Genomic DNA, 21,792 nt, shown 5'->3' on the forward strand with positions numbered 1-21,792 from the left:
TTCCGCCTTCTGCCAGTTGAATCGTCGCCGTGCCGCCCTACGCCGGACCTCCCGTTGCTTCCCGATCCGGTGATGCCGCCAGCCCGCTGCGTCTGCTGGCTTATCTCGCACTGGCCATCACCCTGATCGTCCTCGACGACCAGGCCGGCTGGCTTGCGCAGCTGCGCGGGCAGGCCAACAGCCTGGTGCAGCCGGTATGGGCACTGGCTGGCCTGCCCGGCAAGCTCGGCAACCAGGTCAAGGATTCCGCTGCCAGCCACACCCAGCTGGTCACCGAGAACCGCGAACTGCGCAACCAGCTGCTGCTGGCCAACGCGCGCCTGACCCGCCTGCAGACCGCCGCGCTGGACAATGCCCAGCTGCGCGAGCTGCTGAACGTGGCCGAGCGCAGCGGCCTGGACGTGCAGCTGGCACCGATCCTGGACATTGACCTGGACCCGGTGAAGCAGCGTCTGGTGCTCGACGCTGGCAGTCGTGAAGGTGTGCATGTCGGCCAGGCGGTGATCGATGCCGGCGGCCTGATGGGTCAGGTGATCAGCGTCACCGGCGGCACCTCCACCGTGCTGCTGCTGACCGACCCCGACCACGCGGTGCCGGTGACCGTGGCCCGCAACGGCGTGCGCCTGATCGTGTACGGCCGCGGTGACAAACTGGAACTGCGCGACATTCCGCTCAGCGCTGGCGTGGAAGTGGGCGATGAGATCGTCACCTCCGGCCTCGGCGGCCGCTTCCCGGCCGGCTTCCCGGTAGGCACCATCACCGGCCTGCGTCCGGACGATACCCATGCCTTCCTGGTTGGCGAGCTGAAGCCGGCGGCCCAGCTCGACCGCGGCCGCGACGTGTTGCTGCTGCGCCCGGGTGCGGCAATTCGCTTGCCTGCGGCCAGCGAATTGCAGCCGACTGCACCTTCGGTGCAACCGGCCCGCGCATCCTCCCTTAACCCCGCGCCGTTGGCGCGCCCCCTTGAACAACAAGGGGGCTCCACCCCAGCCGGCGCTACGGTAGTGCCGACCACGCCGGAGGCCCAGCGATGAGCCGCTTGCGCGACAATCCGTGGGTGCTGCCGGCCAGCCTGGTGGTGGCATTGCTGCTGGGCCTGCTGCCGTTGCCGGCGCTGTTGCAGCCGCTGCGTCCGTACTGGCTGGCGCTGGTGCTCGCGTACTGGGTGATCGAAGCGCCGGAGCGTGTTGGCCTGGGCATTGCCTTCGCCAGCGGCGTCATCGCCGATCTGCTGTACGGTGGGGTACTCGGTGAACAGTCGCTGCGGCTGGTGATGCTGGCCTTCATCCTGCAGCGCTTCCGTGCCCGTATCCGTTTCTTCCCGATGTCGCAGCAGATGCTCGCCATCGGCGGCCTGCTGTTCAACGACCGCATCGTCAGCGCGCTGGTCCACATCGTGGTGGATGAGCCGACCCTGCCGTGGTCGTACTGGTGGGCACCGCTGCTGGGCATGGGCCTGTGGCCGCTGGTATTCGTGCTGCTGGACGCGGTGCGTTTCGGCAAGCGCGGGCGCTGAGCCATGATCCCGCGCCGCCAGGTCAAGAATCCGCATGCCGAAGCCGAACAGTTCCGCCGTCGTGCGGCGCTGGGCTTCCTGGGCGTGCTGGTCTGCCTGCTGGGCCTGGGCGGCTGGTACTTCAAGCTGCAGGTGCTGGACCACGACGTCTACGCCACGCGCTCGGAAGCCAACCGCATCAAGCCACGGCCGGTGGTGCCCGGGCGCGGCATGATCTACGACCGCAATGGCCGCCTGCTGGCCGAGAACGTGCCGGCCTTCCGCCTGGACGTGACCCCGGACAAGGTCAAGGACATGGATGCCACCCTCGAGGGGCTGGCGAAGATCATCAGCATCAGCCCGGAAGAACTGGAAGCGTTCAACAAGTCGCGCAAGGCGCGCCGCAAGTTCCTGCCGGTCACGCTGAAGCTGCGCATGAGCGACGAGGAGATGGCGCGCTTCGCCGTCGACCGCTGGCGTTTCCCCGGCGTCGAGCTGGAGCCCTACCTGACCCGGCGCTACCCGTACGGCGATCTGTTCGCGCACATCATCGGCTACGTCGGCCGCGTCGATGACAAGGACCTGGAGATCCTCGGCGAAGGCAATGCCGCGCTGACCCACATCGGCAAATCCGGCCTGGAGCGCTATTACGAGCAGCAGCTGCGCGGCAAGGTCGGCTACGAGCAGGTCGAGACCAACGTGCAGGGGCGTGCGATCCGCACTATCGGTCGCGTCGCCGCGCAGTCCGGTGCCGACCTGCGGCTGTCGATCGACGCCGACCTGCAGCGCGCCATGGTGGCCGCCTTTGGCGACCAGGAAGGCTCGGCAGTGGCGATGGACCCGCGTAGCGGCGAGGTGTTGGCGATGGTCAGCCTGCCGTCCTACGACCCCAACCTGTTCGTCAACGGCATTTCGCATGCCGATTTCAAGGCGCTGAACGAAAATCCGTCGCGGCCGCAGTTCAACCGCCTGGTGCTCGGTGGTGTCGCGCCCGGTTCCACGCTGAAGCCGCTGATCGGCCTGGCCGGCCTGGATTCCGGCGTGCGCCGCCCGGAGGACAAGGTGCTGTCCACCGGCATGTTCTACCTGCCGGGGACCTCGCGCGGCTGGGGTGACGCCCATCGTGGCGGCCACGGCTGGACCGACCTGCGCAAGTCCATCGCCGAATCGGTCAACACCTACTACTACAAGCTGGCGCTGGACCTGGGCATCGAGCGCTTCGACCACTACATGGAGTACTACGGCTTCGGCCAGCCGACCGGCATCGACCTGACCGGTGAGATCGGCGGCATCCTGCCGTCGCCGGCCTACAAGCGGAAGAGCCGCAAGGAAGCCTGGTATCCCGGTGATACGGTCAACATCAGCATCGGCCAGGGCGACTGGAAGGTCACCCCGCTGCAGCTGGCGCGCGGCGTCAGCGGTCTGGCCGACGGCCAGCTGCGCACCCCGCACCTGGTGATCCAGCAGCGCGACGGATTCGACAGCGACTGGTCGGCGATGCCGGCAGGCGAGAGCAAGCCGGTCAGCCCCAACCCCAACAACGTGCAGGCCGTGCGCGAGGGCATGATGGCGACCATGCGGCCCGGCGGCAGCGGTTGGCGCGTGGCGGTGGGTGCACCGTACGTGATGGCCGGCAAGACCGGTACCGCGCAGGTCATCAGTCGCAAGGGCACGGCGGCGGTGAATCCAAAGAGCCTGCCGATGCACCTGCGCCACCGCGCGCTGTTCGTCGGCTTCGCACCGGTCGAGAACCCGGTGATCGCGATTGCGGTGGCCGTGGAAGGCGGCGGTTACGGCGGTTCGGCGGCCGCGCCGATCGCGCGCAAGGTGTTCGACGCCTATCTGCTGGGCAAGATGCCTGAAGGCATGCAGCCGCTGGACAGCGAGCGCGGCACCACCGCCATCGGTGCAACCGCATTCGACAACGAAGATGTGGGCGCGCGCCAGGCCGGTGACCTTGCTGCGGCACAACTGGGGGAACACCCCGTGCTGATTGGCGTGCCTGCGCCGGAACCGGCACCCGCACCCGCACCGCAGCCGGGGACGCCGGCCGCCGCCGCGCTGCCGGCCACGCCACGCCCGACCACCGCGGAGCCCGCACGATGAGAGTGTTCCTGCGTTGGGCCGGCGACATGCTGCGCCGCTTCTTCAGCACGCTGGACTGGGTACTGTGCCTGGCCCTGGGCGCGCTGATGGTGATCGGCCTGGCCACCTTGAAGAGTGCCGGTGGCGACGGCCTGGTGATGGCCCAGGGCGCGCGCTTCGCAGTGGGCATGGCTGCGCTGTGGGGCATCTCACGGGTACCAATCCTGCGCATCCGTTCGGCTACGCCGATGATCTACGCGATCTCGATGATCCCGTTGCTGGCGGTGTTCGTGCTGGGCACCGGCAAATACGGCCGGCAATGGCTCGACCTGAAATTCTTCTACCTGCAGCCGGCCGAGCTGCTCAAGGTCAGCTTGCCGATGATGGTGGCCTGGTACCTGCACAAGATGCCGTTGCCACCGCGCTTCAATACCGTGCTCGTGTCCCTGGTCATCATCGGCGTACCGACCGGCCTCGTGATGCTGCAGCCGGACTTCGGTACCGGTGTGCTGATCGCCGCCAGCGGCGTGTTCGTGCTGCTGTTGGCAGGCCTGCCGTGGTGGTGGGTCGGGCTGGGCGTGGGTGGCGTGGCTGCGGTCGCGCCGGTGGCCTGGTTCTGGCTGCTGCGGCCGTACCAGAAGGACCGCATCATGATGTTCCTGGACCCGGAGATGGATGCACTGGGAGCCGGCTGGAACATCATCCAGTCGAAGATCGCGATCGGTTCCGGCGGCTTCGATGGCAAGGGCTGGGGCGAGGGCTCGCAGTCGCATCTGAACTTCATTCCCGAGCAGACCACCGACTTCGCGTTCTCGGTGCTGAGCGAGGAGTTCGGCTGGATCGGCGTGGCCACCGTGCTGGCGCTGTACCTGGTGGTGATCGGGCGCTGCCTGTGGATCGCCAGCCAGTCGCGCGATTCCTATTCGCGCCTGCTGGCCGGCGCCACCGGCCTGGCGTTCTTCGTCTACGTGCTGGTGAACGGCGGGATGATCTCGGGCCTGCTGCCGGTGGTGGGCGTGCCGATGCCGCTGATCAGCTATGGCGGCACTTCGGCGGTCTCGCTGCTGGCCGGCTTCGGGTTGGTGATGGCGGTGCGCAGCCACAACCCGGTGCATGGCGGTTACGGTTGAGTCCGGCGTCGGGGTCAGATCCCTTTTTCCACAGGAAAAAGGGATCTGACCCCAGAGCTCGGCGACGGAGAGCAGGAGCACCCTGACAGCTTCACGCAAGCGCCCGTTGTTACCGTGCTGCGCGTGGACTGGAAACGAATGTTTGGCGGCTGCCGTGAGGCGGTGCGCACGATCGATCTGCCGTTGCTCATCGCGCTGTTGATCCTGATGGCCGCAGGCCTGGCGGTGCTGCACAGCGTGTCCGGCCCGGTGGGCGGGCAGGCGGCGCGCTTCGCCGGTGGCCTGTTGGCGATGTGGCTGCTGTCGAGGGTGTCGCTGCTGCGCCTGCGCGCATGGACACCGGCGCTGTACGCGCTGTCGATGCTGCCGCTGATGGCGGTGTACGTGATCGGCACCGGCAAGTACGGGCAGCGCTGGCTCAACCTGGGGGTGTTCTACCTGCAGCCCTCCGAGCTGCTCAAGCTCAGCCTGCCGCTGATGATGGCCTGGTACCTGCATCGGCAACCGCTGCCACCGTCGCCACGCACGGTACTGACGGCCGCAGTGCTGATCGGCGTTCCCGCCGTGCTGATCCTGATGCAGCCCAACCTCGGCACCGCCACGCTGGTCACCGCCAGCGGCGTGTTCGCGTTGTTGCTGGCGGGCCTGCACTGGGGCTGGGTGGCCACCGGCGCGGCAGGGCTGGCGGTGGCCGCGCCACTGGCCTGGTTCGGCCTGTTGCGGCAGTACCAGAAGGATCGCGTACTGACCTTCCTCGACCCGGCAGCAGACCCGCTTGGCACCGGCTGGAACATCCTGCAGTCGCGCATCGCGATCGGTTCCGGTGGTTGGGAGGGGCGTGGCTGGGGGCAGGGCACGCAGGCGACGCTGGATTTCCTGCCCGAGTACACCACCGACTTCGCGTTTTCGGTGCTGGCCGAGGAGTTCGGCTGGATCGGCGTGGCGACGCTGTTCGCGCTGTACCTGTTCGTGGTCGGGCGTTGCCTGTGGATCGCAGTGCACGCGCGCGACACGCATGCGCGGTTGCTGGCCGGCAGCCTGGGGCTGGCGTTCTTCGTCTATGTGCTGGTGAATGGCGGAATGATCTCTGGCCTGCTGCCGGTGGTGGGCATTCCGATGCCGCTGATCAGCTACGGCGGGACCTCGGCGGTCTCGCTGCTGGCCGGCATCGGACTGGTGATGGCCGTACGTGGGCACCGGCCCGTACACGGGGGATAGGGTTCCCAGCCAACGGCGCAGCCCCTCGTGGGGGGGCGCGCAAAGCAGTTCATGGGTGGGGCCGGGTAGATGGGCTGCGCAGGGGACGCTGCAAGTACGTCCATGTAAGCTCGGTCGCCGCTTGCTCGTGTGCGCTGTCCTGCGCACACGGCAAGACCCGGGTTGGGCGTCCTGCCCAACCCGCCCTAGGCATGCCTCGGGCCCATGCGGCTCACGCCCCTGCGCAGCCCATCTACCGGGCCACGGACAGGTTCCGTGCGCGTCTACCCACGGATAAGAAAGAGAAGATCAAAAGCGGGTCGCGGCGCTGCGCTTGTTCGTGAGCCGAGCAAGGCTATGCCGGTCGTCCTGACCGGCACCCTTCGGGCCGTCGCCATGGGCGACGTTGGCAGCGGCTCCTGCCGCAGCATTCGGCTCTACAGGAAGCAATGAAGCGGGCGGCCAAGCTGGTTTTGCTTTTGATCTTCTTTTTCTTTTCCGTGGGTGGACGAACACGGAATCTGCCAGCGGCCGGGTGGGTGGGCAGTGCGGGGTGTCCGCGGCATGGATGCCGCGGCCAAGCCCCCATGGATGGGTTCACGGCGTCCCCGCAGTGCCCACCCACCCGGCCAGCCCTCAGCAATCCGGCTTTCAGCGACCAATTCCACCCACGAGGGGCTGCGCCGTTGGCTGGAACCTTCCTGACTCTGCGCAACGCCCGTTGTGGAAGCGTTCTCACAACGATGCATGGCAGCACACCCACTGACCAAAGTCCGCAAAAAACGTTAGCTGGTTCACACTTTTACAGCGCGTTGATCTTGATCAATGGACTTGTCGTAATCGGCCTGCACAATGGCGGCCCGTTCGGCACGGCGCGCCGTCAATCGATGCAGCGCGAGGGGGCGTCGGGCGGGAAGCAGTACTGATCCAACGGGTACAGGGAGCGCGGAGCACTGCCACTGGGGAGCGGCAGCCGTGCAGGTACCGACCGGATCCGGTCGCCGGTTGCGTCTGCGGGGATGGGGACGCAACCGGCAACCTCTATCTGAATGGGGAAGGGTGATCACGACGTCTTCACATTTCCCGCTGCTTGCAGGCAAATCGTTGTGATTCATGGTGTTAGGGGTTTTAATTCATCCATGACCTGCTAACCTGCGACGATGATTCGACGCACTCTGGCCTGCATGCTCACCCTCGGCCTGGTCGCCTGCGCGACCCAGCCGAAGTCCCCACCGTCTTCGCCCCAGGCCAGCAGTACGCCGCGCCAGCCCGCCGCCAAGGCCCATGGCCCGGCAGAGGCGGCGCCCGAAGCCACCGCCGCCACTGCGCCGCCGGTCGATCTCACCCCGGTACCGTTCGAAGTCGCGCGGGCCCGCTTCATTGCCGATACCGCCAAGCGCTATGGCCTGAAGCCGGAGCAGATCAGCAGCGTGCTCGACCAGGCGCAGGTGCGCCAACCGATCATCGCCGCGATGTCGCGCCCGGCCGAACGGGTCAAGCCGTGGAACGAATACCGGCCGATGTTCATCAGCAAGGCGCGCATCGATGGCGGCCGCGCGTTCCTGGCCCAGCACCGTGCCGAACTGGATCGCGTGCAGCAGCGCACCGGTGTGCCGGCCGAAGTAATCGTGGCGATCATCGGCGTGGAAACCAGCTACGGAAAGAATGCAGGCAGCCATCGCGTGCTCGATGCGCTGTACACGCTGGCGTTCTATTACCCGCGCAGTGGCGACCCGGCCAAGCTGGAGCGCGAAGTGCGCCGCGAGCTGTTCTTCCGCGATGAGCTGGCCAAGCTGTTCGAGCTGGGCCGCGAAGAAAACCTGGACATCACCACGCTCAAGGGCAGCTATGCCGGCGCGATGGGCATGGGCCAGTTCATGCCGTCCAGCTACCTCGATTACGCCGTGGACGGTAATGGCGATGGCCGTCGCGACCTGTTCACCAGCTACGACGACGTGTTCTCGTCCATCGCCAACTACTTCGTGAAGAAGGGCGGCTGGGTGCGTGGCGGGCAGGTGGCCGTGCCGGCCACGCTGGCGCCGGGCCGCGAGGAGTTCAATCCGACCGAATGGATGCCGACCTGGTCGCTGGCCGACCTGGCGCAGCGCGGCTACCAGCCCAGCGCTGCGGTGCAGCCGGGTGCCACCGCCACCCCGATCACGCTTGAAGGCAGCACCGGCAAGCAGTACTGGCTGGGCTTCCAGAACTACTACGCGATCACCCGCTACAACCTCTCGAAGATGTACGCGATGGCCGTGTTCCAGTTGTCCCAGGCCATCGCCGGACAGGAGCTGCCCCCGGCATGAACATCAGATGGCTGGTCCCAGGCTTGATCGTCCTCGCGCTGGCTGCCTGCAGCAGCGCGCCGAAGAAGCCGGCCACGGCCGGCCATGGTGGCAAGTCGGGCGGCACCCTGGTGCAGGGCCGTGGCTCGCGCCCGGCACATTGCCCGGAAGGCTCGCCGTACGCGGCGGCCAAGGAAGACCTGAGCACCCGCGGCAACTACACCGCCGGTGGCCTGTACAAGCCGGGCGTGCGCGACAGCACCCCGGACTACATTCCGAACGTGGCCTGCATCCCCGAACCGGAAGTGACCGCGGAAGAGCGGTCGGCGATCGGCAACAAGACGCCGTACGTGGTGCTGGGCAAGTCGTACAAAGTGCTCGACGACACCCGCAACTATGTCGAGCGTGGCACTGCGTCGTACTACGGCGCCAAGTTCCATGGGCGCCTGACCTCCAACCGCGAGGTCTACGACATGTACCAGTTCACCGCTGCGCACAAGACGCTGCCGCTGCCCAGCTTCGCCCGCGTGACCAACCTCGACAACGGTGAGTCGGTGATCGTGCGCGTCAACGACCGTGGCCCGTTCCACGATGGTCGTGTGGTCGATCTCAGTTATGCCGCCGCCGTGCGACTGGGCATCACCCAGCGCGGTACCGGCAACGTCGAAGTGCGCGCGCTGCAGCCGGGCGAGAGCAACCTGCTGGCGCAGAAGCCGTCGCGCCGCGAGCGTCGTGCCGCCGAAGCGGCCGCCGCCAGCGCTGTAGCCAGTGCGCGCCCGGCACCGACCGCACGTGCTGCCGCCGACAGCGACATCGATCGCCTGGTCAAGGGGCTGCCGGCCGATGGCATGCCGGCGCGTGGCCAGCCGGCCACCACCCAGGGCGTGGCCAGCACCGTGCCGGACGTGGCGGTCAGCAGCCTGCCGCCGAGTGCACCGCCGGTGCGCAGCACCGCATACGCACCGGCTCCGGCGGTCGTTGCCAGCACCACGCCGCGCGCCGTTGCGCCGGCACCGGTCCGCACCGCGGCAGCTAGCCCCAGCCTGTCGCAGCAGGTGGTGGGCGCGGTCATGGTGCAGGTCGCCAGCTTCTCCAACCGTGACAACGCCAACCGCGCGATGGGCCAGCTCAATGCCGCCGGTATCGTCGGTGCGACCATCAGCGACATCGCCGCCGGTGGCCGTACCCTGTTCCGCCTGCGCGTTCCCGCCAGCGACCATGCCAGTGCCGCGGAACTTGTCGGCCGCATCGCCGGTCTGGGCCTGGGTTCGCCGCAGATCGTCAAGGATTGATCCACCCGGACCGGTGCTGCCGGCCCATGCTGCCCCGGCCTTACAATGGCCGCTACGTTCCACCCTCCATTCCCGGCCGTCCCCTGGAGCCTGCTGTCCAATGAATTTCCGTTCCGCCGCCACCGCCCTGGCCGCCACCCTGGTGGTCGGCCTGGCTTCCGCCCAGACGCCGCTGCCGACCCCGGCTACGCCGGCGCCCGCCGCCGCCGCTGCTGCCCCGGCTACCGTTGCCACTCCGCCGGCCCCGGCGCCGAGCGTGTCCAAAGCCTGGGTCCTGATGGATTACGCCACCGGCCAGGTGCTGGCCGGCGAGAACGTCCACGAACAGCTGGCCCCGGCCAGCATCACCAAGGTGATGACGTCCTACGTGATCGCTGCCGAGGTCAAGAACGGCAAGGTCCGTGCGGATGACCAGGTGATGATGAGCGAGCGCGCCTGGCGCGAAGGTGGCGCCGGTACCGACGGCAGCTACAGCGGCTTCCCGGTCAACCAGACCGCGCGCCTGGAAGACATGGAAAAGGGCATGGCGATCCAGTCCGGCAATGACGCCGCGATCGCCCTGGCGGAGCACGTGGCTGGCAGCGAAGAAGCCTTTGCGTCGCTGATGAACAGCTACGCCGCCAAGATCGGGATGAAGGACTCGCACTTCGTCAACGCCCACGGCCTGACCGCGCAGGGTCACCACAGCACCGCCTACGATCTGGCACTGCTGGGCCGCGCGATGGTGCGCGATTACCCGGAAACCTACGCGTACAACAAGATCAAGGAATTCCAGGTCGGCAACATCAAGCAGCCGAACCGCAACCTGCTGCTGTGGCGCGATGGCAGCGTGGACGGCATCAAGACCGGCCACACCTCCGAAGCCGGTTACTGCCTGATGAGCTCGGCCCAGCGTGGCGACCAGCGCCTGATCGCCGTGGTGCTGGGCGGTGCGTCGGAAAAGCAGCGTGCCGATGACAGCCTGGCCCTGCTGAACTGGGGCTTCCGCTTCTTCGAGACCCACCGCCTGTACGAGCCGGGCAAGGCCGTGGCCGAGCACAAGGTCTGGAAGGGCACCACCGACAAGGTGCAGCTGGGCGTGGCCCAGCCGATGCTGGTGAGTGTGCCGCGCGGCCGCTACAACGACCTGAAGCCGAGCATCGACGTGCCCAAGACCCTGGAAGCACCGTTCACCGCCGGCCAGCAGATCGGTACCGTGAAGGTCACCCTGGATGGCAAGGTCATCGCCGAGGCACCGCTGGTGGCCGTGGCCGCGGTCGAGCAGGCCGGCTTCTTCAAGCGCCTGTGGGACAGCTTCTGGATGTGGTGGGAATCGGAATGATCCACGCCCCCGCGTGGTGAAGGAAAAGGCCGGCGAAAGCCGGCCTTTTCCGTTTTCGGGATGCCGGTTCGGCCCGGATGCGGGTAGTGCCGGCCGCTGGCCGGCTCCTCATGAACCCATCCGGATATGCCGGCCGGTGTGCCGACCAACGGTCGGCACCTACCTACATCGAGCGGCTGATGGTGAAGCTGCCGAACACCGGCGCTTCGCGCTGGCCGTTGAACTCGCGCGTGCTGTGGTAACGCGCCGCAGCGAACTTCCAGCGTCCGTACATCACCGCCACGCCATAGCCGCCGTAGGCCACCACATGGCGCTTGTCCACACTGTGACTGTTGCGGAACGTGTTGCCATCCAGCGTGATGTCACGGATCACCCAGGCGGCGTCCGAGGTCGCGAACAGGTGCCAGGACCAGCCATTGGGACGGCCGCCGCGGGTCGGCGCAGTGTTCTCACCGGCCGGGCGCAGCGGCGTGCTGCCGAAGTCGTCCGGCAGCTTCCAGCCGAAGCGCACTTCACCGCCGAGATTGGCCTTGGTTTCCAGGTTGCCGATCGATCCACCGTAGTGGCTGATCGCGTCCCAACCCCAGCCGTCGGCATTGACGCTGGCATCGCCCGGCCAGCGGCGCATGCGCTCATGGGTCAGCATGAACAGCGGCTCGTTGTGCAGCTGGTTGTCCCAGCCCTTGAATTTCTCGTCGCCCAGCACTTCGTGCACGGCATTCTGCACCTGCTTGCCCTGTGCCCACGGGCCAACCACGCCCAGCGTCAGCTGGGTGGTCTGCAGGCGGTCGCCGCTGCGCGCATTGAAACCGAAGTTTGCGATCAGTACGCCGGCGTAAGGGCGGTCGTCCTCAATCAGGTCCCTGCGGCTGAAATCGGTCGGGGTGAAGATGCCCTGGCCGATGCTGAAGATCATGTTCTGCTGTTCGAACTTGCCCGGATGCAGCCCTTCCAGGTACTGGTTCACCCAGCGGGCCATGCGTGGCAGGCAGGGGTCGTCGGTGTAATCGACCAGATTGGGCGAGACCAGGGTCAACAGTGCACCATTGGTATAGCCCTGGTCCTGGTGGCGGCCGCCGAACAGGTCGTTGTCAACGCGGAAATTGACCTGCGGAGGGTGGTCGCGCATCGCGTCCGGGCCACATTGTTCGGCCGCCTGGGCGGCGAGGGGGAGGGCAGCAGCCAGCAGGCCGGACAGCCCGAGGGCTGCAAGGCGGCGTTGGGAAGGGGGGCTCATGTGGAGGTTTTTTCTGTCTGTCGTTATATGCCGCGACACGGTACTCGTGCGGGCGTGATGGAACGAGCGCGTTCGAATCACTTGTCTGTTCCGAAAACGACATTGTCTCGTGAAGACAATCCTGCACTGTCCTGCGGCGCCCCAAGGGGCAACGGCCAATGCTGAACGGCCGTTCAGCTGCAACGCAGCGACTCACCGGTGCACTGTTTGACGTTGATGAATACTCTTGGGTTTGTTGGCCTGCGGCCCGATAATGGGGGCATGGAAATCAAGTCCGACAACCCCGACCACGGCTTCCAGTTCCCCGGCCAGTTCGAGCTCAGTGCCATGGGCCCGGCCAACCGCGGCCTGGAACATGAGCTTCCCCGCCTGCTGCTGGCTGCCGGCATCGATGTGGTGAATGAACGCATCAGCTGGAAGCATTCCTCCAACGGCAAGTACGTGTCCGTGCGCATCGTGTTCAAGGCCGAGAGCCGCGAACAGTACGACCTGGCGCACCAGGCACTGCGCGACCACCCGGAAGTGAAGTGGACGCTGTAGCCGACAGCTGCCCGGCCGAAGCCGCCCCGGAAGACCGCGCGCCGCGCCCGGCGCTGGTCCGCGACCTCGGCCGCCAGGCCTATGAACCGGTGTGGCGCGCCATGCAGCGCTTCACCGACCAGCGCAGCGACGCCGATGCCGATGAGCTGTGGGTGGTCGAGCACGACCCGGTATTCACCCTGGGCCAGGCCGGCAAGGACGAGCACGTGCTGGCGCCGGGCGAGATCCCGGTGCTGCACGTGGACCGCGGCGGCCAGGTGACCTATCACGGCCCCGGCCAGATCGTGGTCTATCCGCTGCTGCGCCTGCCGCGTTTGGGCATCGGTGTGCGCGATTACGTGTGCCGCATCGAGCAGGCCATCATCGACACGCTGGCCGAGTGGAACATCGGCGCCGAACGCCGCGAGGGTGCCCCGGGCGTCTACGTCGGTGGCGCCAAGATCGCCGCACTCGGCATCCGCGTGCGCCGCGGCTGCACCTTCCACGGACTGGCCTTCAACGTGTCCATGGACCTGGAACCTTTCCACCGTATCAACCCCTGTGGCTATCAGGGGTTGCAGGTGACCTCGGTGGTAGACTTGGGCGGCCCCTCCGGGATGGATGCCGTCAAGCCGGTGCTGCTGGACCACCTGGCCCGCCAGTTCGGCCTGCTGCTGCAGCACACGCCGGAACTGCCCGATCTTTCTGCGGCCGCCTGACCGCCCCCCGGAACTGCCATGACTGAAACCACCGCCCGTTCCATTCCCCTGCAGATCGTGCAGGGCGACTCTCCGTCCGCCGCGCCGTTGCAGGCCGGGGTCAAGCAGCTGGGCGGTGACAAGATCAACCGCTCGCCGGTGCAGTTCGCCGATGCGCCGGTGCTGCGCAAGCCGTCCTGGATCCGCGTGCGCATTCCTTCGGGCAATGCCGTGCAGAACCTGAAGGCCAAGCTGCGCGAGAACCGCCTGGTGACGGTGTGCGAGGAAGCCAGCTGCCCGAACATCCACGAGTGCTTCGGCCACGGCACGGCAACGTTCATGATCCTCGGCGAGGTCTGCACCCGCCGCTGCTCGTTCTGCGACGTGGCCCACGGCCGCCCGAAGCCGCCGGATGCCAACGAACCGGCCAGCCTCGGCCAGACCGTGGCCGACATGGGGCTGAAGTACGTGGTGGTGACCAGCGTCGACCGCGATGACCTGCGCGACGGCGGTGCCCAGCACTTCGTCGACTGCATCAGCGCCATCCGCGAGAAGTCGCCGGGCACCCGCATCGAAGTGCTGACCCCGGACTTCCGCGGCAAGGGCCGCATGGAGCGCGCGCTGGAGATCCTGGCGCAGAACCCGCCGGATGTGTTCAACCACAACATCGAGACCGTGCCGGACCTGTACCGCAACGTGCGCCCGGGTGCGGACTACCAGTGGTCGCTGAACCTGTTGAAGAACTTCAAGGCGCAGCACCCGGACGTGCCGACCAAGAGCGGCATCATGCTGGGCCTGGGCGAAGAGTTCGAACAGATCAAGGCCACCCTGCGTGACCTGCGCGCGCACGACGTGGACATGATCACCATCGGCCAGTACCTGCAGCCGACCGCGCATCACCACCCGGTGCTGAAGTACTGGACCCCCGAGGACTACAAGGCGCTGGAAGACTACGGCTACGAGCTGGGCTTCAGCCACGTGGCCTCCGGCCCGATGGTGCGCTCGTCGTACCACGCCGACGTGCAGGCCAAGGGCGCCGGGGTCTCCTGACGCCCCAGGCGGGCGCGGCCCGCCACCTTCGGTGGGTGCGAACCACTCTGCCGGTGGGTGCGAACCTTGGTTCGCACGCCTTTGCCTGCTGTAGAGCCGAGCCCATGCTCGGCTTGCTTGCTGGCGGCCTGCCGAGCAAGGGCTCTGCCGTGCCTTCGCCTGCATTCACAATTTGCTACACCGGCCCGGCTAGGCTGGTTTTCCACCGAGCGCGGCCGGGTGACAAACCCGGCAACTTTCGGCACTGTCGTGGTGTCTTAACACCCCGCAGTCTCCCCCTTGGCAAGGCGCCTCCGAGCACGTCAATGAAATTCAAAGCCCCCGCATTCCTGATGGCCCTGGCGCTGGTCGCGCCGCTGGCGCTGGCGGCCAAGGCCGATTCGCCGGCATTGCCCGCTGCGGCAACCGCCGATCAGGTGACCACCTCCAAGCTGGTGTACGGCCTGCTGTCCGACAGCCGTTACGCCTATCGCCCGCGTGCGCTGGACGAGGCCACCTCCAAGGACGTGTTCAAGCGCTACCTGGAGACGCTGGACGGCGGCAAGCAGTACTTCACCCAGGCCGACGTGGCGCGCTTCGCGCCGTTCGAAGCCAACATTTCCTCGGCCATCCGTGGCGGCGAGCTGGAGCCGGCGTTCCAGGTGTTCGCGGTCTACAAGCAGCGCGTCGGCGAACGCGTGGCCTACGCGCGCAAGCTGCTCAAGCAGGAGCCGGATTTCACCACCGACGAGCGCTTCGAATACGACCGCAAGAAGGTGCCGTGGGCGGCCAGCAGCGCCGAACTGGACGAGCTGTGGCGCAAGTCGGTGAAGAACGACTGGCTGCGCCTGAAGCTGGCTGGCAAGAAGCCGGATGACATCCGCAAGACGCTGGACAAGCGCTACGCGACGCTGGAGAAGTCGGTCAACGAGCTGAAGGGCGAAGACGTCTTCCAGTTCTTCATGAACTCGTACACCAGCGCGGTTGATCCGCACACCGATTACTTCACCCCGCGCACCGCCGAGAACTTCAACCAGGCGATGTCGCTGTCGCTGGAAGGCATCGGTGCGCAGCTGCAGCGCCAGGACGACGTGGTGGTGATCCGCGAGATCATCGCCGGTGGTCCGGCCGCCGTGGATGGCACGCTGAAGCCGGGTGACCGCATCGTCGGCGTTGGCCAGGGCAAGTCCGGTCTGGTCGAGGACGTGATCGGCTGGCGCATCGACGATGTCGTGGCCAAGATCCGCGGCGCCAAGGACACCCAGGTCAAGCTGGAATTCATTCCGGCCGCCGAAGGTGCCGACGGCAAGCACCACACCCTGGTGCTGACCCGGCAGAAGGTGCGCCTGGCCGAACAGGCCGCCAAGGGCGAGACCATGACCATTCCGGCCGCCAACGGCGAGCCGGCACGGAAGATCGGCGTGATCAAGCTGCCGACCTTCTACCAGGACTTCGAAGGCCGTCGCCGCAATGCCGCCGACTATGCCTCGGCTACCCGCGACGTGGCCAAGCTGCTGGCTGGTTTCAAGAACGACAAGCTGGACGGCGTGGTGCTGGACCTGCGCAACAACGGTGGTGGTTCGCTGGATGAAGCCATTGAACTGACTGGTCTGTTCATCGAGCAGGGCCCGGTGGTGCAGGTGCGCGAGTCCGGTGGCCGCGTCACCGTCAACAGCGACCGCAACCAGGGCGTGGCATGGGATGGCCCGCTGGCGGTGCTGATCAACCGCGGTTCGGCCTCGGCTTCGGAAATCTTTGCCGGTGCCATCCAGGATTACGGACGTGGCCTGGTGATCGGTGAGACCAGCTTCGGCAAGGGTACCGTGCAGAACATCGTCGACCTGGACCGTTGGCCGAGTGGCGAGACCCAGCGCTTCGGCCAGGTGAAGCTGACCATCGCCCAGTTCTTCCGCATCAGCGGCAGCAGCACCCAGCACAAGGGTGTGGTGCCGGACCTGGCCTTCCCGGCCAGCGTCGATGCCACCGAATTCGGCGAGAGCACCTACGACAACGCGCTGCCGTGGACCCGCATCGCCGCCGTGCCGCACACCCAGTACGGCAACTTCGCGCCGCTGCTGCCGAAGCTGGAAACCCGCCATGACGCGCGCATCGCCGCCGACAAGGAATTCCAGTGGTGGAACGAGGACGTGCAGCAGTTCCGCACCGAGGCCGCGAAGAAGTACATCTCGCTCAACGAGGCCACCCGCCGCGCCGAGCGTGAGCGCCAGGACACCCAGCGCAAGGAGCGCCAGGCGATGCGCAAGGAACTGGGCCTGGCCCTGGACCCGCTGGCCGATGACAGCAACGACGACGGCCTGACTGGCAACGAGCGCGACATCGTCAAGGATGCAGCGCGCGAGAAGGCCGCCGAGAAGCGTCCGGACCCGCTGCTGCGCGAGTCGGCCTCGATCCTGGCCGATGCGGTGAACCTGCTGGCCAATGATCGCCCGCTGTCGGCGCAGGTGCTGCCGCAGTCGACCGGCGCTGGTCGCTGGGCCGACTGAGCCGGCGACGGCATGTGATACCCGAGGGGCCGGCATTGCCGGCCCTTCTGCGTAAAAGGGGACGGAGGGGATTAAGTCGTTTGTGGCACAAGCGACTTAATCCCCTCCGTCCCCTTTTCTGTGCATGAACCGGCAGCAACGGGGTGGCTCGGTCACGCCGGTTTCGACCTGCCGCACACGGCCGCAGGGCTACCCTTGGCGGTACCGTCCTCGCAGGAGTACCCATGCGGGCCTCCCGTCTTTCCAGTGCTGCCGTGGCGCTCGCCAGCGCCCTGATCCTGTCGGCCTGTGGTGGCCGCGCCGCCGACAGCACGTTGCTGCGCGAATCCTTTGATTCCGGCGACACCTTCTCGCGTACCGTCGATGGCCGTCCCGGTGACGCCTGCGAGGCCGCACGGCGCACCCTGCTCAGCCAGGGCTACGCCATCGCCCGCTCCGACGAGGCACAGGTGGAGGGAAACAAGAATTTCCAGCCACGCGAGGACGACCACGAGCAGCTGGTGCTGCGCATCTCCTGCGCGCCGCGTGGCAGCCAGACGCTGGTGTTCGTCAGCGCGGTGCAGGACCGCTACGCGCTGAAGAAGAGCCCGACGTCGGCCAGCGTGGGCGTGGGTGCATTGGGCTCGGTGTCGCTGCCGTTCGGCAGTAATGACGATTCGCTGGTGAAAGTGGCCAGCAGCACCGTCACCGATGCCGGGTTCTATCAGCGCTTCTTCCAGCGCCTGCAACAGTATCTGCCGGCGGATGCCGGCAAACCCGCGCCGCCCGAGCCTGCATCGTCCGAGCCTGCATCGTCCGAGCCCGCACCGGCCCGCAGCACGGATCAAGGGTGATCGTGCGCGGCAGGTTGATGGGCGTGGCACTCCTGCTGATGCCCGCGCTGGGCATTGCGTCCGCAACGCCGGACTGCACGCAGGGCCTGCTGCAGCGGCTGGGATGGCGCTTTGACGAGGTCACGGCCGGTGCACCACAGGTGCACGGCGGCCCGGTGTGTACACGTGCCTCGCTGGCTGAAGCACAGGCGGCAGGCGATCTGCGCGTGGGGTGGCCGGCCGGAATGTCCGCTGCAGCACGCCAGGCGTTGCTGCAACAATTGCTGGACGATCCGGCCACGGTCTGTGCCTATGCGTTCCAGCTGGGCGCAGCCACGCAACGTGCGGCCTCGGCACTGCAGGACAATCCCACCTTCCGCTTCTCCGGCCCGCAGCTGGGCTGGATCGGCTTCGGCCTACAGGGCCCACGCGCGCAAGGCTGGCAGCGCACGCGCAGTTTCGGTCGTGGCTTCGTGCCGAGCGCGGGCAACAGTCATGCACTGGAGGCGTTCTACAGCGGTGCCGTGCGTGCCGAATGCGGGGTCGGCCGCCAGGTCGCGCAGTTGGCCACGCAACGAGAGCTGTATGGCGATGCCGCGTTCGATACGGAGTTCGCAGCGGATGAACTGTCGATCGGCACCTTCCTCGCCCTGCATGACACCGACAGCATCCTGCTCGGCGCACATGCAGGCGACTTCTTCGCCGATGGCAAAGCGGTGCGCACCTCGGCGATGGGACGGCAGGCCTTCGTCGGCGTGCCCGGTTTCATCGAACATGTGTACGACAAGAGCACGCTGGACGATCTGAGCAACCAGGCCGAGAACTTCGTGGTGGTCGATGTGGGTGCAGACGCTGCGCAGGCACTGGCGATGCACGGTGGGCTGGCCTGGTACGACCAGCGCAATGTCGAACTCTGGAAACTCGCGCAGGGCATCCCGCGCATCGGCCAGCGCTACTTCGAGCGCCTGCTGTTCGAGCGCGATCCCAACCTTCGTGCACGGCTGGAACCGCGCTACCACGCCACGCTGGAACGCATGGATCAGCTGCTGGACGATCCGTTCTACCAGCAGTTCGTGATCTATGTGCACCCACGCGGTATACGTCCCATCGGCTACCACGTCGCCCGCCTGCTTGATCGCAACCCGCGAACGCCGTTTTCGATCGACCTGGCGGTGCACAATCTGCATACCACGCTCTACCGGCGTTGGCGCGAGGCGCAGCTGCGCCACTGCGCGGCTACCGGCAGGCCAGGCAGCCTGACCCTAGACCCCAACTGAAGGTGAAACAATGGACATTGCAATGATCGGCCTCGGCCGCATGGGCGCCAACATGGCCCAGCGCCTGCATCGTGGCGGCCACCGCGTGGTCGGCTACGACCCGGGCGAAGGCGCCCGCCAGCGCGCCGCCGAGGCTGGCCTGGAGGTGGTTGATTCGCTGGCCGCCGCGGTTGCCGCGCTGCCGGTGCCGCGCGTGGTGTGGCTGATGGTGCCGGCCGGCGAAACCGTCGACCAGACCCTGGGCCAGCTGACCCCGCACCTGGCCGAAGGTGACATCGTCATCGACGGCGGCAACTCCAACTACCAGGACTCGATCCGCCGCGCCAAGGCCCTGGCCGAAGACGATCTGGGCTACGTCGACTGCGGCACCAGCGGTGGCGTGTGGGGCCTGCAGGAAGGCTACAGCCTGATGGTCGGTGGTGAAGCGTCGGTGGTGGAGCAGATCGCACCGCTGCTGCGCACGCTGGCACCGGCCGAAGACCGCGGCTGGGCGCGTGTCGGCCCGTCTGGGGCTGGCCACTTCACCAAGATGGTCCACAACGGCATCGAATACGGAATGATGCAGGCCTACGCCGAAGGCTTCGCGCTGATGGAGCGCAAGCAGGAAATGGAACTGGACCTGGCCCAGGTCGCCGACGTCTGGCGCCACGGCAGCGTGGTGCGTTCGTGGCTGCTGGACCTGAGCACCGAAGCCCTCAAGCGCAATCCCTCGCTGGATGGCATCGCCCCGTACGTGGAGGACTCCGGTGAAGGCCGTTGGACGGTCGCCGAAGCCATCGCGCTGGACGTGCCGGCACCGGTGATCACCCTGTCGCTGCTGGAACGCCTGCGGTCGCGCGAATCGAATTCGTTCACCGATCGCCTGCTGTCGGCGATGCGCAATGAATTCGGCGGCCACGCCATCAAGAAGTCGTAAGCACTGCGGTGGGGTCGGATCCCTTTCCGCAGGAAAGGGCTCTGCCCCCATGCAGCCAGTCGAGCATGGCTCGACTCTGCAAAAGCCGCCTCCGATGGTTTCCACGTCGATGTGTCGACCAAGGTCGACACCTGCCGTCGGGCGCGGGAATCTGTCGAAGGTGGGGTGGGTCCGGTTGCGGGGGCGTGAGCGCCATGGGCCCGAGGCATGCCTCGGGCGGGTTGGGCAGGACGCCCAACCCCGGTCTTGCCGTGTGCGCAGGACAGCGCACACGAGCAAGGCGCGATCGAGCCTACATGGACGTATTTACGGCGTCCCCCGCAACCGGACCCATCCCGCCAGCTCACGGATAGCTTGCTTTTGACGTTGACGTTGACGTTGACGTTGCCGTTGACGTTGCCGTTGAATCGGCAGGTGCAGGGCCCAGCCCTGCCGATCATCCCAACTGCACCCGCCGCCCTTCGCGCGCGCTGTCCATGCCGGCCTGCAGCAACCGCATCAACTGCAGTGCCTGCACCGGACTGACCGTGGCTTCGCCATCGCCGTGCATCGCCGCCGCGAACTGCGAATACAGCCGCCGGTAGTCGCCCGGCAGGTTGTCCACGGTACTGCGCTGCACATTGTCCTCGGCATCGCAGCGCACCAACTCGCCGTGCCGTGGGTCGATGCCCCAGCCCGGCGCCCCTGGCGCAACACCGCGCCGCAGCTGTGCCTCCTGCACGTCCAGCCCATGCTTGATCCAGCTGCCACGACTGCCATGCACACTGAAGTGCGGCGTGGGCGCCGCCACCAGCGAACCGGCATGCACGATCGCGCGATGCCACGGGTAGTGCAGTACCGCGTGGAAGTAATCGATGCCGCTGCCGCCTTCGCGCTGCACGGCCAGATCGGCATCGATCGCCTCGGGCCAGCCGAACAGCACCAGCATCTGGTCCAGCAGATGCGGGCCAAGGTCGTACCACAGGCCACTGCCCGGGCCGTCCTGTTCGCGCCAGCGGTCGCGCACCTGCGGCCGGTAGCGGTCGAAGTGCGCGTGGCACTCGGCCACGTCACCGAGCGTGCCTTCGGCCAGCAGCGCCTGCAGGGTGAGGAAATCCGCATCGAAACGCCGGTTCTGGAACACGGTGGCGATGCGTCCGGCATCACGTGCCGCAGCCAGCACCGCTTCGGCTTCAGCGACATCCAGCGCGAACGGCTTGTCGACCAGCACATGCTTGCCCGCGGCCAACGCCGCGATCGCCAGCGGTGCATGTTGTGCGTTCGGTGTGGCGATCACCACCGCGTCCACCGCCGGGTCGTCGAACACCTCCTGCGGCGTGGCGCGCACGTGCACGTCGCTGAACGCGCGCAGCAACGTGTCGCGCTGCGAACTGACGATGCTGTGCAGCACCAGGCCCGGCGTGTGCTGGATCAGCGGCGCATGGAAGACGCGGCCGGCGAGGCCGTAGCCGATCAGGGCCAGTTGCAGGTCGGGGCGCATGAGACGGCTCCGGCAATGGGAAGGGCAGGGTAAACGACACCTGCGTACAGGCCAAAACTGAACCGTTGCCGTTGGAATCGCCTCGATTCACAGCGGCATGACCGCAACGCCACGCCTGCTCTACGGAGGCTTGTCCAGACTGGCAGCACATCCCGAAGGAGTACGACACGATGAGCAATACCACCCGCACGCTGATTGCTTCCGCCCTGACCCTGGGCCTGGCGCTGTCCTCCTCGGCTGCATTCGCCAAGGACCCGGCCGCGAAGAGCCCGCCGACCAGCACCCATCCGGCAACCCATGCCGATCGCCATGACTCCAACGAGCCGGTGACCGATACCTGGATCACCACCAAGGTGAAGGCCGATCTGCTGGCCAGCAGCAACGTTCCGGGCACTGAAATCAAGGTGGAAACCGTGAACGGCGTGGTCAGCCTGAGCGGTGCCGTGGCCACCCAGGCTGAAAAGGACAAGGCGGTCACCACCGCCAAGGGCATCAAGGGCGTGACCCGCGTCGAT

General features: G+C 67.0%; 18 protein-coding genes. 16 read left to right on the plus strand and 2 right to left on the minus strand.

Annotation, left to right across the window (positions count from 1 at the left end; all coding sequences use genetic code 11):
* Positions 1-29 precede the first annotated feature (29 nt).
* The 8 genes from mreC (at position 30) to N5D91_RS16830 (ending at position 10,805) form a co-directional block, all read left to right on the plus strand.
* The gene (mreC, locus tag N5D91_RS16795) at positions 30-1,034 is read left to right on the plus strand and encodes a rod shape-determining protein MreC (protein ID WP_110713736.1); all 1,005 of its coding nucleotides are present in this window, start codon (positions 30-32) and stop codon (positions 1,032-1,034) included.
* Positions 1,031-1,516 (plus strand): rod shape-determining protein MreD, encoded by a 486-nt coding sequence (mreD, locus tag N5D91_RS16800; protein WP_110713734.1) that lies wholly within the window; start codon positions 1,031-1,033, stop codon positions 1,514-1,516. The genes mreC and mreD overlap by 4 nt, the downstream gene beginning before the upstream one ends.
* 3 nt (positions 1,517-1,519) lie before the next feature.
* Positions 1,520-3,601 carry a penicillin-binding protein 2 gene (mrdA, locus tag N5D91_RS16805; RefSeq protein ID WP_180855320.1) on the plus strand — a complete coding sequence of 694 codons (2,082 nt, stop codon included), beginning with the start codon at positions 1,520-1,522 and terminating at the stop codon, positions 3,599-3,601.
* Positions 3,598-4,710 (plus strand): rod shape-determining protein RodA, encoded by a 1,113-nt coding sequence (gene rodA, locus N5D91_RS16810; protein WP_032130317.1) that lies wholly within the window; start codon positions 3,598-3,600, stop codon positions 4,708-4,710. Before mrdA ends, rodA (N5D91_RS16810) begins: the two co-directional genes overlap by 4 nt.
* 138 nt (positions 4,711-4,848) lie before the next feature.
* Positions 4,849-5,928 (plus strand): rod shape-determining protein RodA, encoded by a 1,080-nt coding sequence (gene rodA / locus N5D91_RS16815; RefSeq protein WP_176433130.1) that lies wholly within the window; start codon positions 4,849-4,851, stop codon positions 5,926-5,928.
* A gap of 1,139 nt (positions 5,929-7,067) precedes the next feature.
* Positions 7,068-8,213 carry a lytic murein transglycosylase B gene (mltB, locus tag N5D91_RS16820; RefSeq protein WP_180855318.1) on the plus strand — a complete coding sequence of 382 codons (1,146 nt, stop codon included), beginning with the start codon at positions 7,068-7,070 and terminating at the stop codon, positions 8,211-8,213.
* Positions 8,210-9,484, plus strand: a complete 1,275-nt coding sequence (locus N5D91_RS16825; RefSeq protein WP_180855317.1) for a septal ring lytic transglycosylase RlpA family protein — start codon at positions 8,210-8,212, stop codon at positions 9,482-9,484. The genes mltB and N5D91_RS16825 overlap by 4 nt, the downstream gene beginning before the upstream one ends.
* 100 nt (positions 9,485-9,584) lie before the next feature.
* The gene (locus tag N5D91_RS16830; protein ID WP_049447834.1) at positions 9,585-10,805 is read left to right on the plus strand and encodes a D-alanyl-D-alanine carboxypeptidase family protein; all 1,221 of its coding nucleotides are present in this window, start codon (positions 9,585-9,587) and stop codon (positions 10,803-10,805) included.
* 163 nt (positions 10,806-10,968) lie between these two features.
* Here the strand turns inward: N5D91_RS16830 and N5D91_RS16835 are convergent, their stop codons facing one another.
* Complete coding sequence (locus tag N5D91_RS16835) at positions 10,969-12,042, minus strand: lipid A deacylase LpxR family protein (RefSeq protein WP_125893453.1); 1,074 nt, start codon at positions 12,040-12,042, stop codon at positions 10,969-10,971.
* Between the two features lie 261 nt (positions 12,043-12,303).
* On the opposite strand from N5D91_RS16835, the gene N5D91_RS16840 reads away from it, so the two are divergent.
* The 7 genes from N5D91_RS16840 to gnd all read left to right on the plus strand — a co-directional run bounded on the left by N5D91_RS16840 (position 12,304) and on the right by gnd (position 19,797).
* On the plus strand, positions 12,304-12,582 hold the full coding sequence (locus N5D91_RS16840; protein WP_005411067.1) for a YbeD family protein: 279 nt from the start codon (positions 12,304-12,306) through the stop codon (positions 12,580-12,582).
* Positions 12,570-13,280: a lipoyl(octanoyl) transferase LipB gene (gene lipB / locus N5D91_RS16845; protein WP_180855315.1), complete on the plus strand. Its 711-nt coding sequence runs from the start codon at positions 12,570-12,572 to the stop codon at positions 13,278-13,280. The genes N5D91_RS16840 and lipB overlap by 13 nt, the downstream gene beginning before the upstream one ends.
* An 18-nt stretch (positions 13,281-13,298) precedes the next feature.
* Complete coding sequence (lipA, locus tag N5D91_RS16850; protein ID WP_180855313.1) at positions 13,299-14,309, plus strand: lipoyl synthase; 1,011 nt, start codon at positions 13,299-13,301, stop codon at positions 14,307-14,309.
* 305 nt (positions 14,310-14,614) lie between these two features.
* The gene (locus N5D91_RS16855) at positions 14,615-16,792 is read left to right on the plus strand and encodes a carboxy terminal-processing peptidase (protein WP_049429375.1); all 2,178 of its coding nucleotides are present in this window, start codon (positions 14,615-14,617) and stop codon (positions 16,790-16,792) included.
* A gap of 224 nt (positions 16,793-17,016) precedes the next feature.
* Positions 17,017-17,625 (plus strand): DUF2242 domain-containing protein, encoded by a 609-nt coding sequence (locus N5D91_RS16860; RefSeq protein ID WP_110713723.1) that lies wholly within the window; start codon positions 17,017-17,019, stop codon positions 17,623-17,625.
* A gap of 17 nt (positions 17,626-17,642) precedes the next feature.
* A complete protein-coding gene (locus N5D91_RS16865) occupies positions 17,643-18,881 on the plus strand; it encodes a hypothetical protein (RefSeq protein ID WP_164162860.1) in 1,239 nt (412 codons plus the stop codon).
* Between the two features lie 10 nt (positions 18,882-18,891).
* Positions 18,892-19,797, plus strand: coding sequence for a phosphogluconate dehydrogenase (NAD(+)-dependent, decarboxylating) (gene gnd, locus N5D91_RS16870; protein WP_133935587.1), 906 nt, complete (start codon positions 18,892-18,894; stop codon positions 19,795-19,797).
* Between the two features lie 436 nt (positions 19,798-20,233).
* Here the strand turns inward: gnd and N5D91_RS16875 are convergent, their stop codons facing one another.
* Positions 20,234-21,277 (minus strand): oxidoreductase, encoded by a 1,044-nt coding sequence (locus N5D91_RS16875; RefSeq protein ID WP_180855311.1) that lies wholly within the window; start codon positions 21,275-21,277, stop codon positions 20,234-20,236.
* A gap of 170 nt (positions 21,278-21,447) precedes the next feature.
* Here N5D91_RS16875 and N5D91_RS16880 point away from each other — a divergent pair.
* A partial coding sequence (locus tag N5D91_RS16880) for a BON domain-containing protein (protein WP_279922713.1) occupies positions 21,448-21,792 on the plus strand: 345 nt, incomplete at its 3' end.

Source organism: Stenotrophomonas sp. GD03794 (assembly GCF_029842145.1).
In the GTDB taxonomy this organism is placed as follows: Bacteria; Pseudomonadota; Gammaproteobacteria; order Xanthomonadales; family Xanthomonadaceae; genus Stenotrophomonas; species Stenotrophomonas riyadhensis.